Here is a 14,652-nt window from a genome sequence, read left to right as displayed (position 1 = left end):
CCCCACTTTTGCGGCGAAAAATGGCGGCAGAAAAAAATTCTCCCGCCCCACCCAACTCGGGTTTACCCGAGTTGGGTACCTTATCACTATCGAAGTCGGATAAATCCGACTTCGATTGGATCAGGGCGGGAGAGGCTGGGGAGGAGCCAGTGCTGTTCCTATTCCTGCAATTGCCGCTTCAGCGACTCGACTTCTTCGGACAGCGCGATATCCCGGGCCACCAGTGCCTCGATCTTGCGCACGGCGTGCAGCACCGTGGTGTGGTCGCGTCCGCCGAACCGGCGGCCGATCTCGGGCAGCGAACGCAGCGTCAGCGTCTTCGCCAGATACATCGCGACCTGGCGCGGCCGAACCACGTTCGCGGTCCGCCGCGAGGAGAGCAGGTCCGAACGGCTGACATTGTATTGCCGGGCGACCACCCGCTGGATGTCCTCAATCTTGATCCGCTTCGGTTCCTGCGGACGGATCAGGTCGCGCACCTCGCGCTCGGCCATTTCCAGCGTCACCGGCTGGTTGTTCAGTTTGGAATGCGCGAGCAGGCGGTTGATGGCGCCTTCGAGGTCGCGGCCGTTATGGGTGATGGTGCGCGCCAGATAATCCAGCACCGCTTCCGGCACGTCGAAGCTCGCGTGATGCGCACGCGCAGCTGCCACGCGCGACTTCAGGATTCCGAGCCGCAGCTCTTCGCCGAGCGAACCCATCTCCACGACAAGGCCGCCGGCCAGTCGCGAGCGCACGCGATCGTCGAGGCTCTCGAGATCGGACGGCGGGCGATCGGCGGCGATCACCACCTGACGTCCGGCATCGATCAGCGCGTTCAGCGTGTGGCAGAACTCGGCCTGGGTCGACTTGCCCTGCAGGAACTGCAAATCGTCGATCACGAGCACGTCGATGCCGCGCAGCGCTTCCTTGAAGGCCAGCGCCGTCTGCGTCTTCAACGCGGCGACGAAGCCGTACATGAACTTCTCGGCGGTGAGATAGAGCACCTTGCGCTCGCTCCCCGAGTTGCCCGCCCACGTTACCGCCTGCAACAGATGGGTTTTGCCGAGGCCGACACCGGCGTGAATGTAGAGCGGGTTGAACATCACGGGATCGCCGCGGCGTCCTTCGGCGACCTGACGTGCGGCCGCATGCGCCAGCGTGTTGGAGCGGCCGATCACGAAGCTTGCAAAGGTCAGGCGCGGGTCGAGCGGAGAGCCGCCGAGCGCATCGTGGCTGGCGGATACCGGCGCCGTCGCAGTCGCGCGCAATTCTGGCGCGTGCCGGCCATTGGCCTGCTCGGTGCGGCGTTGATCAGCCGGTGCAGTGGCCTCCTTGGCCGGCGCGGCGCAACGCATCGCGGTGCGCACGGTGAGGTCGATCCGGTGCACTTCCGGCATCTCGGCCTGCCAGCAGGTCAGGACACGGTCGGCATAATGCGCCTGGATCCAGCTCTTGAGGAACCGGGTCGGAACCGAGAGATGCACGCTTTCGTCCTGCACGCCTTCCAGATCCATGCGCGCAAACCAGCTCGTATAGACATCCTCGCCCACAGTCGTCCGCAACCGCCCCTTCACGCGCGACCAGCGATCCTGTTCCATATTTGTCATTGCCTGAGAACTTTTCTGAATGAGTAATGGTGCTTGTGAAATCGGCCGGCGGGTTGCCTTGCAGGTTCCCTGCCAGACCTGACCTCGGCGCGGAGCTTCAGCCACCAGACATAGATCGGACATTCGGCGGAATCGCCGTTGCTCAGATCAAGGGCTGGATGGAGTGAGAGGCTACCGCGAGGTCAGCGCGTACTCGCCGGTCTAGCCGGAGTTCGCGTGGGAGGACGACTGAAAACGATGTCCAGGGATTCAGAAGCGGTCTCGATGGAAATGAGCGTGCCGAATGTCGCGTTGATTCCGTAAAGCATAGTACCTCCCCCTCTCGCCGCGAGAACGCGCGGCGAGCAATCACATTACCAGTGTTTCAAAGCCAGTCTGCTGCTACCGAACATCCGCTTGTCCGACCGCTGCGCCGCCGCGTATCTCAGTCTGTCGTCTTCAACACGTTCACGATCTCCGTGTTCCCAGTCGTTGCATCGCCGGTCTGCTTCTTATTCCCCCTGCCTTATTTCCCTTGTCCGGAACGCGCTGAACGCGAGCGCCACGCCGGGAAATTTAGACACAGAACAACCGCTCTCATATTGCTATGAGTTACCAACTCAGCTTCGCTTGGAAAGCGTCGCTAACGCGCACACCGCCGCCGATTTGCACGTCCGCTCTTGGGTCTCATACCGCGCTGGTCAGGAGAGCCTTGAACGTCGCGAACGAGTAACAAATACACCAAGCGCGATTTCTGACAATCCGTGATTCGACGCTGTTGCCGGAGTCTTCGGCGGTGTTGCAACACTGCAATTGCGAAACTCCACACCAAGTTTTTGAATCAGCGCGCAGAATCGCGCGGCGCGAACGAGCGTGACAATTTTCGCTGCACTCGCAAAATTTTTTAAGAAACCGTTACAATCGTGGTTACCGGGACCATTTTTCGAAGCGCTTGCGGTCGCTATGTGGATAAGTGATTAGCGAGACGAAGTTTTTCGGAATTGTTTTTCAGGGTAACCCTGCGCGGCAGCGATGCGGGCAGAAGAAGCCGGCGTCGGATTGGTCAGCCGTCGTGCTTACGCTTCTCGCAAAAGCTCACGACAACGCCGGTGCGCCAAATTGCACCTCGTAAAATTACGGGCGCTAGAAATGTGACACGTAATCCGGTGCTCAGCAACGGGACAATTGAATTGTCACAGTCGCTCTTTTCGCGTGAGCCCGAAATGCAACAGGATGCGCGTGCGCGGTGAAATGGTTTTTCGGGTTCATGCTCGCACGCCAGCATGACTGAAAAAACAAAAGCCCGGCGAGGCCGGGCTTTTGACGAATATCTATCTGTCAGTTCACTTCGCGAGCTTGGCGATTGCGTGCGTCAGGCGCGACACCTTCCGGCTCGCATTGTTCCTGTGAATGATGTTGCGCTGCGCCGCCTGCATCAGTTCCGGTTCCGCGTGCTTCATCGCCTTGAGCGCCGCCTCGCGATCGCCGCTCTTGATCGCTTCCTCGACGGTGCGGACCGCGCCGCGCATCTGCGTGCGGCGCGATTTGTTGACGATGGTGCGGCGGGCAATCTTGCGGGTCGCCTTTTTGGCGGAAGTGGTATTGGCCATGTTCTCAACTATCCTTCGGCTGTCATCGCTCGGGTGGTCGGGCTTGAGCGCGCCGGCCGTTCAAATTGCGTGATCGACGCTGGCGGTGTTTCCAGCTGGTGACGTTTTCCAGGGTGTTCTGACGTAAGCCGTTCTTGAGGATGCCATGGACGGAAGCCAAAGTGCTCCCGAAGCCGGCGCTGCTCAAAGAACAGCGGCGGCGGGATTGCGCCCGCCGCCATTGGGGGTCTTATAGAGGGCGCGTCCTGCACCGTCAACGCTTTCCGCCCTCCCCAAAAGACGGGGAAGGGGGGCGGAAATGGCGCGTAAGGTGCTGACGAGGTTGAATTTCCGGGGTGCCCCCGGTATTGGCTGACGGCCTTTTGGGGGCAATAGATATAAGGTGACGCATGATCCGCGGTTTTTTCCGGCTAATCGGCCTGCTGCTCCTGGCCGGCGGATTCATCTTCATGGTCTATGACGGCGCCCGTTTCGTCGCCGACCAGACCCTGCAGTTCACCCGTTTCGGGCAGTTCTGGAACGACGTCCATCAGTCCAGCCAGCTTGCATTCCGGACCTGGGTCGAGGGTACCGCGCCCTGGCTCTGGAATAGCGTGATCAAGGTCCTCCTGGATCAGCCGGTTTTTGCCGTGCTGGGCGTGGTCGGCATTCTGCTCATGATCCTGTTCCGGCCCCGCAAGCCATTGATCGGCTATTCGCGGGACTGACCGTGCCGGGCTTCCGCTCTGGGGGCCGCGTAACAGGGCTGCGGCATCCGGCGGAAAGACATATATAGAGGTCCAACCGGCCGACGCCGCTGTCGCGTCCGCCGATGTGCTGCCTGGAGGTATTCCATGTTGTTCATGCGCAAGACCACCGCGTTGCCGAGTGCAGCCGAAGCGCTGCCGGGCCGTGCCAGCCCGATACCGACCGCCACCGCGCATTTCGTCAACGGCCGCAAGCTGCAGCCGCCCTATCCGGCCGGCCTCGAGCAGGCGGTGTTTGGCCTCGGCTGTTTCTGGGGCGCAGAGCGCAAGTTCTGGGAACTCGGTGACGGCATCCATGCGACCGCCGTGGGCTATGCCGGCGGACATACGCCCAATCCGACCTATGAAGAGGTCTGTTCGGGCCGCACCGGTCATACCGAAGTGGTGCTGGTGGTGTTCGATCCGAAGAAGATCGCCTACGAGCAGCTCCTGAAGACGTTCTGGGAAAATCACAACCCGACGCAGGGCATGCGCCAGGGCAACGATGTCGGCACCCAGTATCGCTCGGCGATCTACACCTTCAGCGATGCGCAGCGCCAAGCCGCCGATGCGTCGAAGGCAACGTACCAGAAGGCGCTGGCGGCGAAGGGCCTCGGCGCCATCACCACCGAGATTGCGCCATCGGGTGAATTCTATTTCGCCGAGGACTATCATCAGCAGTATCTCGCCAAGAACCCGGCGGGCTATTGCGGATTGGGCGGCACCGGCGTGTCGTGTCCGATCGGCGTCGGCGTGAGTGCCTAGGCCGTCATTGCGAGCGAAGCGAAGCAATCCATCCCTCCGCGCACGGATAGAATGGATTGCTTCGTCGCTTCGCTCCCTTGCGCAAACGCTTTGCGTTTGTCGCAGGCAATGACGGATAGTCTCGCCTTGGGTTATGCCAACCCAAAAAACCCTTTATTAACCATACCCGGTGCAAGACTGGAGCTGTCTCGCTTTAAGGGATGGCTCCGGTGCGGGTTGTGCGCGCGTTTCGACTAACGATCACTGCAATCATCACCGCGCTCGCGCTGTCGGGCTGCATGCGCACGACCGGGCCGGTCGCGGTCGCGCCGCAAGGCGACCTCGATCAGATGGCCTATGGCGAGCCTAACGGCCCACCGCCGCAGGCGGTCGCGACCGGGTCCGGCGGAGGCGCCATCGGCGCGCTTCGCGCGGCTTTCGCCGCGGCGCCACGCGCAGCACCGGCACCCGCCGTCGTTGCCGCACCCGTGGCCTATGTCGAACCCATGCCGGTGCGATACGACGCGGCCTATCACCTCGATGCCGGCGACAGGCTGCGCGTCGTTGTCTACGGCCAGGAAGGCCTGACGAATACCTACGCGATCGACGCCGGCGGCTCGATCACGATGCCGCTGATCGGTTCAGTGCCGGCGCGCAGTCGCACCACGGCTGGACTGGCGGCGGAGATATCGGCGAAGCTGCGGCGCGGCTTCATCAGGGAGCCGTCGGTTGCCGTCGAGATCGAAGCGTATCGGCCGTTCTTCATTCTCGGCGAGGTCGCAGCGCCCGGGCAATATCCGTACGTACCCAACATGACGGTCGAGAGCGCGGTGGCAATTGCCGGCGGCTTCTCGCCACGCGCCCGCCGCGATAGCGTCACAGTCACTCACACCGACGCGTCGGGAACGGCGCGCTTCGTCGTTCCGCCCGGTAGTCCGATCAGCCCCGGTGACACCGTGCTCGTCAGCGAGCGCTGGTTCTAGGGCGTGAAGCCCTTCATCGAGCCGTCATTTGAGCCGGCTCCTTTCCTGAGCATTTGCGTCAGGCAAATGCCTCGCATTTGACCAGAAAAATTCATCATCCGTTTCACCCCAGCGCGGAGGCTGCGTTCTGCGCCTAACTTGCAGTGGCGGACATGCGGCTTCGCACGTGACTGGAAGTCTTGGATTGAGCCCGTGCATCGGTGTCGAACCGCTTTGGTTGCGGTAAATTAGCGCTATGCGCTGACTTCATTCGAAACCTTATTCCAAGTTGCACTGCAGCGATGTAGAAGAACGTCGTCAAATCTAGGCGCGCCGGTTTGTTCGGTTATGTGCCTGCAATCCGGAGTATGACCATGAACTATCATTTGCCGGTTCGCGCGCTGCGCGCGGCGACCGCGGCAGCGTTGCTCGCTTCCATCGCCGTAACGGCTTTGTGTGCCTCTTCGCATCAGGCGTCGGCGGATTCCTATCCGAGCCGGCGGATCACCTTCGTCGTGCCCTATCCGGCGGGCGGCGCCACCGACGTCCTGGCCCGGTTGCTTGCCAACAAACTATCGGAGTCGTGGAAGCAGGCCGTGGTCGTGGAGAACAAATCGGGCGGCGGCGGTGTGGTCGGCAACGACAATGTGGCCAAGGCGCAGCCCGATGGCCACACCGTGCTGGTCGGCATTACGCAGATCATCCAGGCACCGAGCCTCGTTGCGAAGCTGCCCTACGACGTCTTCAAGGATCTCGCGCCGGTCACCCAGATCTCGCTGTCGACGATCGTTCTGGTGGTCCCCGAGCAGCAGCCGATCAAGTCGGTCAAGGAACTGGTCGATTATGCCAAGGCCAACCCCGGCAAGCCCTACGGCACCTTCGGCAACGCCACGACGTCGCACCTCTACGGCGAACTCCTCAAGAAGGTCGCTGATGTCGACATGACCCACGTCCCCTATCGCGGCTCGGCTCCGCTGACGAACGACCTGCTCGCCAACACGGTGACCTCGGCCTTTGTTGACCTGACCACGGCGAGCCCGCAAATCAAGGCGGGCAAGCTCAGGCCGCTGGCGGTTGGTGGCGAGAAGCGCAGGACCGCGTTGCCCGACGTGCCGACGATGGCCGAACTCGGGTACCCCGGTTTTGAAATCGAAGGCTGGCTCGGCGTGTTCGTACCCGCCGCAACGCCCAAGGAGATCGTGAAGAAGCTTTCGGACGAACTCGCCCGCATCATCGCCTCGCCCGAGGGCGTCGCCGGAATCGAGACGCTCAGCCTCGTGCCGGTGGGTGGATCGGCGGAAACGTTCGAGAAGGTCCTGCGCCGCGACTACGAACGATGGGCCGAGGTCGTGAAGGCAACCGGCGTCAAGGGCGAGTGAGGCGGGGCTAGAAGTCCCTGCATCGTCGTTCCGGGGCGCGTCGAAGACGCGAACCCGGAATGACGACAGATCGTCACTTCAAATGCTTGGCGAAAAACGCCAGGCTGCGCGGCCAGGCGATGTCGGCGCTGGCCTTGTCGTAGCTTGCGCGCTCGTCGCAGTGAAAGCCGTGCTGCGCGCCGGGATAGACGTGAACCTCGACCTCGGGCCGCTTGGCCTTAATGGTCTCGACGTCGGTCAACGGAATGCCCGCATCCTTTTCGCCGAAATGCAGTTGCGTCGGCACTGTTGGCTTGTCGTCGGCAAAGCGGACGACGGCGCCGCCGTAATAGCCGATCGCGGCCGATAGACCCGACAGCTTGGTCGCCGCCGCATAGGCGATGCTGCCGCCGAGACAGAAGCCGATGATGCCGATCGGGCCGACATCCTTCACGGCATCGATCGCGGCCTGGGTGTCGCGCAGCATCGCGGCCCAATCCGGATTGGCGACGAACTTGCGCGCGTTGGTCACTTCGTCAGGCGAATAGCCGCTGGTGAAGTCAGGTTCGATGCGATCGAAGATCGACGGCGCGATGGCGACATAGCCTTCGGCCGCCAGCCGGTCGCACACCGAGCGGATGTGGTGATTGACGCCAAAGATCTCCTGGATCACCACGATGGCCGCCTTCGGCGCATGCGCGGGATCGGCGCGATAGCCGCCCAGTTTGAAACCGTCCGAAGCCGTCAGTTTGATATCCTGTCCCACGGGTCATCCCTTCTTGTTTTGGGTCGCACGAAGTCGTTGCGTGAATTTGCGGAGCCGCGGCTACTGCCACATCCAGTTGTGGCCCCAGTCGCCCTTCCAGCCGGCGAGCCTGCCCTTGCGGAATTGCAGAAAGAGCCGGTCCTTCTTGTAGAACAATCCGCTGCCGCCGATGTTGCGGAATGCGAGGAAGATTTCTTCGCCCGGTCGTCCCCGGACATAATTGAGCGGGGTGCCGAGCGCACGCGCGGCTTCGCCAGCGTCCATGCCGAACGCCAGTGGCGTGTTGTTCGACAGCGTTTCGGTGAAAGGCGGCGGGTAGGGGCCGCCGATCGGCGGCAGTTTTTGCGCGGCAGCGTTCGTGAAGCTGCCTGCGATCAGCGCGAGGGCCACGGCGGCTGTTTTCATGATGCAGCCTTCTGCGTTGCCGTACTGTCCAGGCGGTCGAGGAACGGCAGCACGGCATCGATGAAGGCCTGCGGCTGGTCGATGTTGACGGCGTGGCCGGCGGCCGGGATCACCACCTTTTGCGCGCCGGGAATCTTGGTGGCCATGTAGTCGGAGGCCGCGAGGAAAGGCGTGTCGTCGGCGCCGACCACGATCAGCGACGGCACCTTGATATCGGGCAAGGATTCGATCACGCGGGCATCGCGCTGGGTCAGCATGCCGCGCGCGGCGCGCGCCAGTCCCAACGCGTCGCGATGGGTGACGCTGGAGCGTTCGCGGCTGGCCGATTTCAGAACCTCCAGCCCTTCGCGCTCGAAGCGGTTGCCGGTGTCATGCGCGCGCTTATTCCAGACCTCGCGGGCCTCGTCCTTCTTGAAGCCCGGGCCGGTGTCGATGATCAGCAGCGCGCGGACGCGCTCGGGGTGGGCGCGGTAGAATGCCAGCGACATGTAGCCGCCTAGCGAGAGCCCGCCGACGATCGCCGTCTCGGCGTCGACGGCGTCGAGCAGTGCGGCCATGTCGGCGACCGTCAGCGCTTCGCTATAGGCGGCGGTATCCTCGGGGTAACCGGACTGGCCATGACCCCGCATGTCCCACAACACGAGTTTGTGGTGCTTCGACAAGGCCGCGATCTGGCCCTGCCACATCCCACTGGTCGACGAGTAGCCGTGGGTCAGCAGGAGCGGTGGGCCGGAGCCGTGAACTTCGTAGTAGATGCGGACCCCGTCGCGATCGATTGTCGGCATGTGATTTCCCAAGCAATACGCGAAATCCGGCCCACGCCGTCATCGCCGCCCACATCCTAACGCGATCCATCAGGGAATAGGAAATGCGGAAACGGCAGACGCGCCCGCGCAGCGCGCTCGATTGACAAGTCCATCACAAGGCCTTGCCGCAGCGCACAAGCGTGAGCCCTCAAAGCCTTATTCCTTTCGAACGATTCCAAATTGGATTGCCTCCGGGAAAGTTCGGTATCATGCTGCACGCCAACTGGCATTACCCGGTGGTGCCGGCCAATACCCAAAAGTGAGAAGGCCGCCGTAAGCGGCTTCCAACACCGGAAGGGGAAGCGCCAATGCCTAATCTGAATATCAATGGACGGAATATGTCCGTCGAGGCGTCCAACGATACGCCTCTGCTCTGGGTCATCCGCGAGCAATTGCAGATGACCGGTACGAAATTCGGATGCGGTGCCGGCCTGTGTGGCGCCTGCACGGTTCACCTCAACGGCGAAGCCGTTCGCTCCTGCCAGACCCTGGTCAGCGAAGCCGCCGGCAAGAAGATCACCACCATCGAAGGTCTGTCCGCCAAGGGCGATCATCCCTTGCAGAAGGCCTGGATCCTCGAGCAGGTGCCGCAATGCGGCTACTGCCAGTCCGGCCAGATCATGCAGGCGGCATCGCTGCTTTCCAAGAATTCCAACCCGACCAAGGATGAAGTGGTCGCGCATATGGACGGCAATCTGTGCCGTTGCATGACCTATTCGCGCATTCAGAAGGCGATCATGCGCGCCGCGTCCGAAATGCGTACCGCCTCCAACGCCGGCACCGAGCGGAGGGCAACATGAATACGCATGTGAAAATCCCATCCACCGATCTCAGCCGCCGTTCGTTCCTGGTCGGCTCCGCCGCCACGGGCCTCGTGCTCGGCTATGCCGCCGTTCCCGGTATCGATCAGGCTTTGGCCGCGCCTTCCGCTTTCGAACCCAGCGTGTGGTACTCGATCGGTCCCGACGGTCTCGTCACGGTCACCTGCGGCAAGGCCGACATGGGCCAGCACATCGCCTCGACCATGGCGCAGATCGTTTCCGAAGAGCTCGGTTCGAGCTGGAAGGACATGCGGGTCCAGCTTGCCTCCAACGATCCGAAATTCAACGACCCCGTGCTCGGCGCGCAGATTACCGGCGGCAGCTGGAGCACGATGATGAACTTCGATGCGATGAGCCGCGCGGGCGCCGCGGGACGTATCGCATTGACGGAAGCCGCAGCCGGCATCATGGGCGTGCCAGTGGGTGAACTGGTGGTGCGCAACTCCACCGTCTCGCATCCGAAGTCGAAGAAGTCGATGAGCTTTGCCGATATCGTCAAGAGCGGCAAGATCACCAAGAAGTTCACGCCAGACGAACTCAAGGCGATCAAGCTCAAGACACCCGATCAGTACACAATGGTCGGCGTCTCGGTTCCGCAGCTCGATATTCCCCCAAAAATCAACGGCACGGCGAAGTACGGCATCGACGTCATGCTGCCGGGCATGGTCTACGGCAAGGTGATCACGCCGCCGGTGCGCTTCGGCGCCACGGTGAAATCGGTTGATGACGCCGCCGCCAAAAAGGTGCCGGGCTTCATCAAGGCGATCACGCTCGACGACAAGACCGGTAGCACTTCCGGTTGGGTGGTGGCGGTAGCCAATACCTATGCCAATGCGAAGAAGGCCGCCGACGCGCTGAAGATCACCTATGACAACGGCCCGAACGCCAAGCTGTCGAGCCAATCGTTGATCGACGAGGCCAAGCGGCTGCAGGCGCTCGACGATTCCGGGCAGTTCTTCGTCAAGGATGGCGATACGGCGGCGGCCTTCGGGACGGCGGCGAAGGTGATGGAGGCTGAATACACCACCAGCATCAACATCCATGCGCCGCTGGAGCCGATGAACGCCACGGCCGAGTTCAAGGGCGACATCCTGCACATCTATTCCGGCAACCAGTTCGCGACGCGCTCCGGCGCGATCGCGGCTGGCGCTGCCGGGATCGATCCGAAGTTCGTCGTGATGCACCAGATGTGGCTGGGCGGCGGCTTCGGCCGAAGGCTCGACGCCGACATGATGGTGCCGGCGGTGCAGGCGGCGAAGGCCGTCGGCAAGCCGGTCAAGGTCATCTACTCGCGCGAAAACGACATGACCATGGACTATTCGCGTCCGCTGACTTTCCAGAAGGTCAAGGCCGGTCTCGATGGCGATGGCAAGCTGGTTGCGCTCAACCACGACGTGGTCAGTGCGTGGCCGACGCAGCGGTGGGGCATACCGGACTTCCTGACGCCTTCGGTCGACAAGAAGGGCCCGCTCGACTCGTTCACCGTGAACGGTGCGGACTTCTTCTACACCGTGCCCAATCACAATGTCCGTGCGATCAAAAACGAGATGGCGCACAACGCCACCCCATCGGGTCAGTTGCGCTCGGTGGCGCCCGGCTGGACCTTCTGGGCGGTCGAAAGCATGATCGACGAACTCGCTCATGCGGCCGGTCAGGATCCCGCGCAGTACCGCATCGCGATGCTGGACGGCAAAGGCAAGAACGACGGCGGCGCGCAACGCCTGCGCAACACGTTGCTGGCGGCGATGGGCATGGCCGGCTACGGCACCACCAAGCTGCCGAAGGGCGAGGGCATGGGCGTCGCCTGCGTCTCGTCGCAGGAGCGGGCAACCGCAAGCTGGACCGCGTGCGTGGCCCATGTTGCGGTGTCGCCGTCCGGCGAGGTCAAGGTCAAGAAATTGACCGTGGCAACCGACGTCGGCATGCAGGTGCATCCCGACAACATCCGCGCCCAGGTCGAGGGCGCGGCGCTGTGGGGCCTTTCGCTCGCCATGTATGAGAAGGCGACGTTGAAGGATGGCGGTATCGAGCAGACCAATTTCGATACCTACACCCCCTTGCGGATGAGCCAGACGCCGGAAGTCGCCGTCAACGTCATCGCCAACGGCGACAAGCCAACCGGCGTCGGCGAGCCGGCGGTGACGGTGATCGCGCCCGCGCTCGGCAACGCGATCTTCAACGCCTGCGGTGCGCGCATCCGCGCGCTGCCGATCACGGCAGAAGCGGTGAAGGCGAGCATGAAGGCGTAAATCGCCGAAGCATCGATAAGAATGATCCGCCGGAGGTAATGCCTCCGGCGGATTTGTTTGTTCCCCTATCTCGTCGGCGAAATTATACTTTGCGTACCCACGTGGTACAGTGACCGTAGCGGGGTGAGTCGATGAACTCTCACTACCGTGGCGACTCCTTTGCGATTGTCCGCCGCGCGTCCGGCGTTCGCGGATCGCAAGGCAGGAGGCTCATTTTCGTGTTCGAATGCTACTTGGACGATAGTGGCACCAGCGGGTTGCCCATTGTGACCATGGCCGGGTTCCTTGCACCTCTTGAGGCGTGGGAGGAATTGGAGCCGAAGTGGGATTCGATACTCAACGGCTACAACATTGACGTTTTTCACTCCAAGGAGTTCTACGCGACCAAGCCGCCATTCAAGACTTGGAGGAAAATCAAAAAGCTTAGTTTCGCAGAAGAGCTATTCGCCGCGTCTCATGGTCGGATTTTTGGCGTGAGTATCTCCATCAGCGTTGATGAAATAGCGCGCCTAAAAAAGGCCGATCCTGGGTTTTCAGATATGTCCCCTATGGGGGTGGCCTTCTCATCCATTTTGATGAAATCAATTACCGATGAGCAGTTCGGTCCGTATGTGAAAGAGCAAGGCATCTCGTTTTTGATTGAAACCGGCAATCGCAACAACGGGGAGATCGATCAATACTTTCACAAGATGGCCGATCTGCCAGTCTTTGAAGGGTGTTTGCGTTCGATCAGCTTCATTCCAAAAAAACACTGTCGAGCAATTCAGATGGCTGACTTTTACGCCTACTTTAGCCGTCGCCTAGCGCACAGCCACTATAGATTTGGAAGCAAGTTAATATTGCCAGATTGCCCGTATATAGAAACTCTCAAACGTCATGGGCCGCTCTGGCAGAGGCTTGGAAATCGCGATACGACGCGAGGTCTCGCGCTAAACGTTAAGGATTATTCCGATTTCGGTTCTTTCCGCTCGGCACTGACGGAAGTGCTTCTTCCAAAGTAGCTTCGAATCGCCACCGCGCTCGGCTGCGGCGCGCGTATCCGCTCGTTGCCGATCACGGCAGAAGCGGTGAAGGCGAGCATGAAGGCGTAAATCGCCGAAGCATCGATAAGAATGATCCTCCGTCGTCATGCCCCGCGAAAGCGGGGCATCCAGTACGCCGCGGCCGTGCGGCCTTTAGCCAAGCGCCACGGCGTGCTGAATCAGCCACTTGCGCGGATGATGACGGTTTCGGGTGCAGCGCATCACGAACCAGATCGCTAAAATTTTAGCATTTATGGTAGTTCGCTTTCAGCATCCCTCTTAAGCCGCAAGGAACCCATTCTCCGCTAGCCTCGGTTGCAAGTCTTCACTGCTAGGGGTCTGGGGTTTCATGACATCGGTAGCCAACAAGACTTCGACCAAGCGCCGGCTGTTGCTGGCTTCGGATCGGAGCGATCAAAGCAGCGAACTCGCCAGCATTCTGCGATCCGTCGGTCAGGTCGACACGATAGCGACATCTGACATTCCCGACGCGCCGGAGCGCGACCTGGCGGGCATCGTGGTCGACATCAATTTGCGCTCCGCCGAGAGCGTGCAGCTGGTGCGCAACAAGCTGCGCGCCGAGGCCTATCGCGAAATGCCGCGGCTGTTCGTCCTAGCTGACGCGCTGCATCACGGATCGATGCAGGCCTGGGCGCTCGGCGCCACCGACACCATCGCGCGGCCGTTCGACGCGCAAGGAATCCTGCAGCGGATTCGCGCCGCGTTTCCGGACAGCGAAGGATATGACGAGACCGATCGCGGCAAGGTCCTGAACAGGGGCGTCGAAGCGGCGCATGCCGTGATGGTCAAGATCTTCGAAAAGCTTCCGGCCGGCGTTCCCCTGAAATTCAGCGACATCGTCGAGGCCGAGAACAAGATTCTCAAGGCGATCAAGCATTCGTCCTTGCGGGAATGGCTGACGACGGTCGGCTGCCATCACGCTGGCAGCTATCGCCATTGCCTCTTCGTCACCGGCTTTGCGGTCGCCTATGCGCAGCATCTCGGCATGCGCGAGGACGACCAGCGCCGCCTCGCCCGCGCCGCGCTGCTGCACGACGTCGGCAAGGCGTACATTCCGGTGGCGATCCTGGACAAGCCTGGCCCGCTGACGCTGGAAGAGATGGAAGAGATGCGCCAGCATCCGCGCCGCGGCTATGACGCGCTGGCAGCCCAAGGCGGCTTTCCTCCCGAAATGCTTGACGTGGTGCTGCACCACCACGAGTTCCTCGACGGCACCGGCTATCCCAACGGCCTCAACGGCAACCAGATCAGCGACATCGTGCGGCTGACCACGATCGTGGATATCTATGCGGCCCTGGTCGAGAAGCGCGCCTACCGGCTGCAGTTCACCCACGCCAAGGCGTTCGGCATGATGGAAGAAATGGGCGACAAGATCGACCAGCATCTGCTGCACGCCTTCCGCCCGGTGGCGTTCGGGTATTATTGAGTCTTCCGACTCTCCGCCGTCATTGCCTGCGACAAACGCGAAGCGTTTGCGCAAGGGAGCGAAGCGACGAAGCAATCCAGCTACCGGTTATGCCGCGCGATGGATTGCTTCGCTTCGCTCGCAATGACGTGGCAGAGAGTAGCCGCTCAACGCAAGCCTCCGGCCCTGC

General features: G+C 61.7%; 13 protein-coding genes. 8 read left to right on the top strand and 5 right to left on the bottom strand.

The genetic code is table 11. The features are described 5' to 3' along the window. Nucleotides 1-158: 158 nt before the first annotated feature. Nucleotides 159-1,589: a chromosomal replication initiator protein DnaA gene (dnaA, locus tag IVB22_RS36795; RefSeq protein WP_247522021.1), complete on the bottom strand. Its 1,431-nt coding sequence runs from the start codon at nucleotides 1,587-1,589 to the stop codon at nucleotides 159-161. A gap of 1,322 nt (nucleotides 1,590-2,911) precedes the next feature. Next, a complete protein-coding gene (rpsT, locus tag IVB22_RS36790; protein WP_247522020.1) occupies nucleotides 2,912-3,178 on the bottom strand; it encodes a 30S ribosomal protein S20 in 267 nt (88 codons plus the stop codon). A 389-nt stretch (nucleotides 3,179-3,567) separates the two neighbouring features. On the opposite strand from rpsT, the gene IVB22_RS36785 reads away from it, so the two are divergent. The 4 genes from IVB22_RS36785 (at nucleotide 3,568) to IVB22_RS36770 (ending at nucleotide 6,988) form a co-directional block, all read left to right on the top strand. After that, a complete protein-coding gene (locus IVB22_RS36785) occupies nucleotides 3,568-3,885 on the top strand; it encodes a hypothetical protein (RefSeq protein ID WP_247522019.1) in 318 nt (105 codons plus the stop codon). A 126-nt stretch (nucleotides 3,886-4,011) separates the two neighbouring features. Beyond that, a complete protein-coding gene (msrA, locus tag IVB22_RS36780; RefSeq protein WP_247522018.1) occupies nucleotides 4,012-4,668 on the top strand; it encodes a peptide-methionine (S)-S-oxide reductase MsrA in 657 nt (218 codons plus the stop codon). A 218-nt stretch (nucleotides 4,669-4,886) separates the two neighbouring features. Further along, nucleotides 4,887-5,630 (top strand): polysaccharide biosynthesis/export family protein, encoded by a 744-nt coding sequence (locus tag IVB22_RS36775; RefSeq protein WP_247522094.1) that lies wholly within the window; start codon nucleotides 4,887-4,889, stop codon nucleotides 5,628-5,630. Between the two features lie 353 nt (nucleotides 5,631-5,983). Beyond that, nucleotides 5,984-6,988 carry a tripartite tricarboxylate transporter substrate binding protein gene (locus IVB22_RS36770; RefSeq protein ID WP_247522017.1) on the top strand — a complete coding sequence of 335 codons (1,005 nt, stop codon included), beginning with the start codon at nucleotides 5,984-5,986 and terminating at the stop codon, nucleotides 6,986-6,988. Nucleotides 6,989-7,061: 73 nt separating this feature from the next. Here IVB22_RS36770 and IVB22_RS36765 read toward each other — a convergent pair whose 3' ends face one another. Genes IVB22_RS36765 through IVB22_RS36755 form a run of 3 tightly spaced genes read right to left on the bottom strand, consistent with a single transcriptional unit; the run spans nucleotide 7,062 to nucleotide 8,923 of the window. Beyond that, nucleotides 7,062-7,733, bottom strand: coding sequence for a dienelactone hydrolase family protein (locus tag IVB22_RS36765; RefSeq protein ID WP_247522016.1), 672 nt, complete (start codon nucleotides 7,731-7,733; stop codon nucleotides 7,062-7,064). A gap of 60 nt (nucleotides 7,734-7,793) precedes the next feature. Continuing rightward, on the bottom strand, nucleotides 7,794-8,138 hold the full coding sequence (locus IVB22_RS36760) for a hypothetical protein (RefSeq protein WP_247522015.1): 345 nt from the start codon (nucleotides 8,136-8,138) through the stop codon (nucleotides 7,794-7,796). Next, on the bottom strand, nucleotides 8,135-8,923 hold the full coding sequence (locus IVB22_RS36755; protein ID WP_247522014.1) for an alpha/beta fold hydrolase: 789 nt from the start codon (nucleotides 8,921-8,923) through the stop codon (nucleotides 8,135-8,137). Before IVB22_RS36755 ends, IVB22_RS36760 begins: the two co-directional genes overlap by 4 nt. A 329-nt stretch (nucleotides 8,924-9,252) precedes the next feature. Here IVB22_RS36755 and IVB22_RS36750 point away from each other — a divergent pair, with 329 nt between their 5' ends. From IVB22_RS36750 to IVB22_RS36735, 4 genes are all read left to right on the top strand, one after another. Then, nucleotides 9,253-9,744, top strand: coding sequence for a (2Fe-2S)-binding protein (locus tag IVB22_RS36750; protein WP_247522013.1), 492 nt, complete (start codon nucleotides 9,253-9,255; stop codon nucleotides 9,742-9,744). Further along, the gene (locus IVB22_RS36745) at nucleotides 9,741-12,014 is read left to right on the top strand and encodes a molybdopterin cofactor-binding domain-containing protein (protein ID WP_247522012.1); all 2,274 of its coding nucleotides are present in this window, start codon (nucleotides 9,741-9,743) and stop codon (nucleotides 12,012-12,014) included. The genes IVB22_RS36750 and IVB22_RS36745 overlap by 4 nt, the downstream gene beginning before the upstream one ends. Nucleotides 12,015-12,145: 131 nt before the next feature. Next, nucleotides 12,146-13,015: a DUF3800 domain-containing protein gene (locus tag IVB22_RS36740; protein ID WP_247522011.1), complete on the top strand. Its 870-nt coding sequence runs from the start codon at nucleotides 12,146-12,148 to the stop codon at nucleotides 13,013-13,015. Nucleotides 13,016-13,385: 370 nt separating this feature from the next. Then, the gene (locus IVB22_RS36735; protein WP_247522010.1) at nucleotides 13,386-14,483 is read left to right on the top strand and encodes an HD-GYP domain-containing protein; all 1,098 of its coding nucleotides are present in this window, start codon (nucleotides 13,386-13,388) and stop codon (nucleotides 14,481-14,483) included. The last annotated feature ends 169 nt before the right edge of the window (nucleotides 14,484-14,652 follow it).

The organism is Bradyrhizobium sp. 190 (assembly GCF_023073415.1).
Taxonomy (GTDB): domain Bacteria; phylum Pseudomonadota; class Alphaproteobacteria; order Rhizobiales; family Xanthobacteraceae; genus Bradyrhizobium.
Note: the sequence above shows the minus strand (reverse complement) of the source record. Positions and strands in the feature narration are given on the sequence as shown.

Coding starts and splice junctions, on each gene's coding strand:
- dnaA (WP_247522021.1), bottom strand. CDS start 1,589: ATGACAAATATGGAACAGGATCGCTGGTCGCGCGTGAAGGGGCGGTTG.
- IVB22_RS36770 (WP_247522017.1), top strand. CDS start 5,984: ATGAACTATCATTTGCCGGTTCGCGCGCTGCGCGCGGCGACCGCGGCA.
- IVB22_RS36755 (WP_247522014.1), bottom strand. CDS start 8,923: ATGCCGACAATCGATCGCGACGGGGTCCGCATCTACTACGAAGTTCAC.
- IVB22_RS36745 (WP_247522012.1), top strand. CDS start 9,741: ATGAATACGCATGTGAAAATCCCATCCACCGATCTCAGCCGCCGTTCG.
- IVB22_RS36740 (WP_247522011.1), top strand. CDS start 12,146: ATGAACTCTCACTACCGTGGCGACTCCTTTGCGATTGTCCGCCGCGCG.
- rpsT (WP_247522020.1), bottom strand. CDS start 3,178: ATGGCCAATACCACTTCCGCCAAAAAGGCGACCCGCAAGATTGCCCGC.
- IVB22_RS36735 (WP_247522010.1), top strand. CDS start 13,386: ATGACATCGGTAGCCAACAAGACTTCGACCAAGCGCCGGCTGTTGCTG.
- IVB22_RS36750 (WP_247522013.1), top strand. CDS start 9,253: ATGCCTAATCTGAATATCAATGGACGGAATATGTCCGTCGAGGCGTCC.
- msrA (WP_247522018.1), top strand. CDS start 4,012: ATGTTGTTCATGCGCAAGACCACCGCGTTGCCGAGTGCAGCCGAAGCG.
- IVB22_RS36760 (WP_247522015.1), bottom strand. CDS start 8,138: ATGAAAACAGCCGCCGTGGCCCTCGCGCTGATCGCAGGCAGCTTCACG.
- IVB22_RS36785 (WP_247522019.1), top strand. CDS start 3,568: ATGATCCGCGGTTTTTTCCGGCTAATCGGCCTGCTGCTCCTGGCCGGC.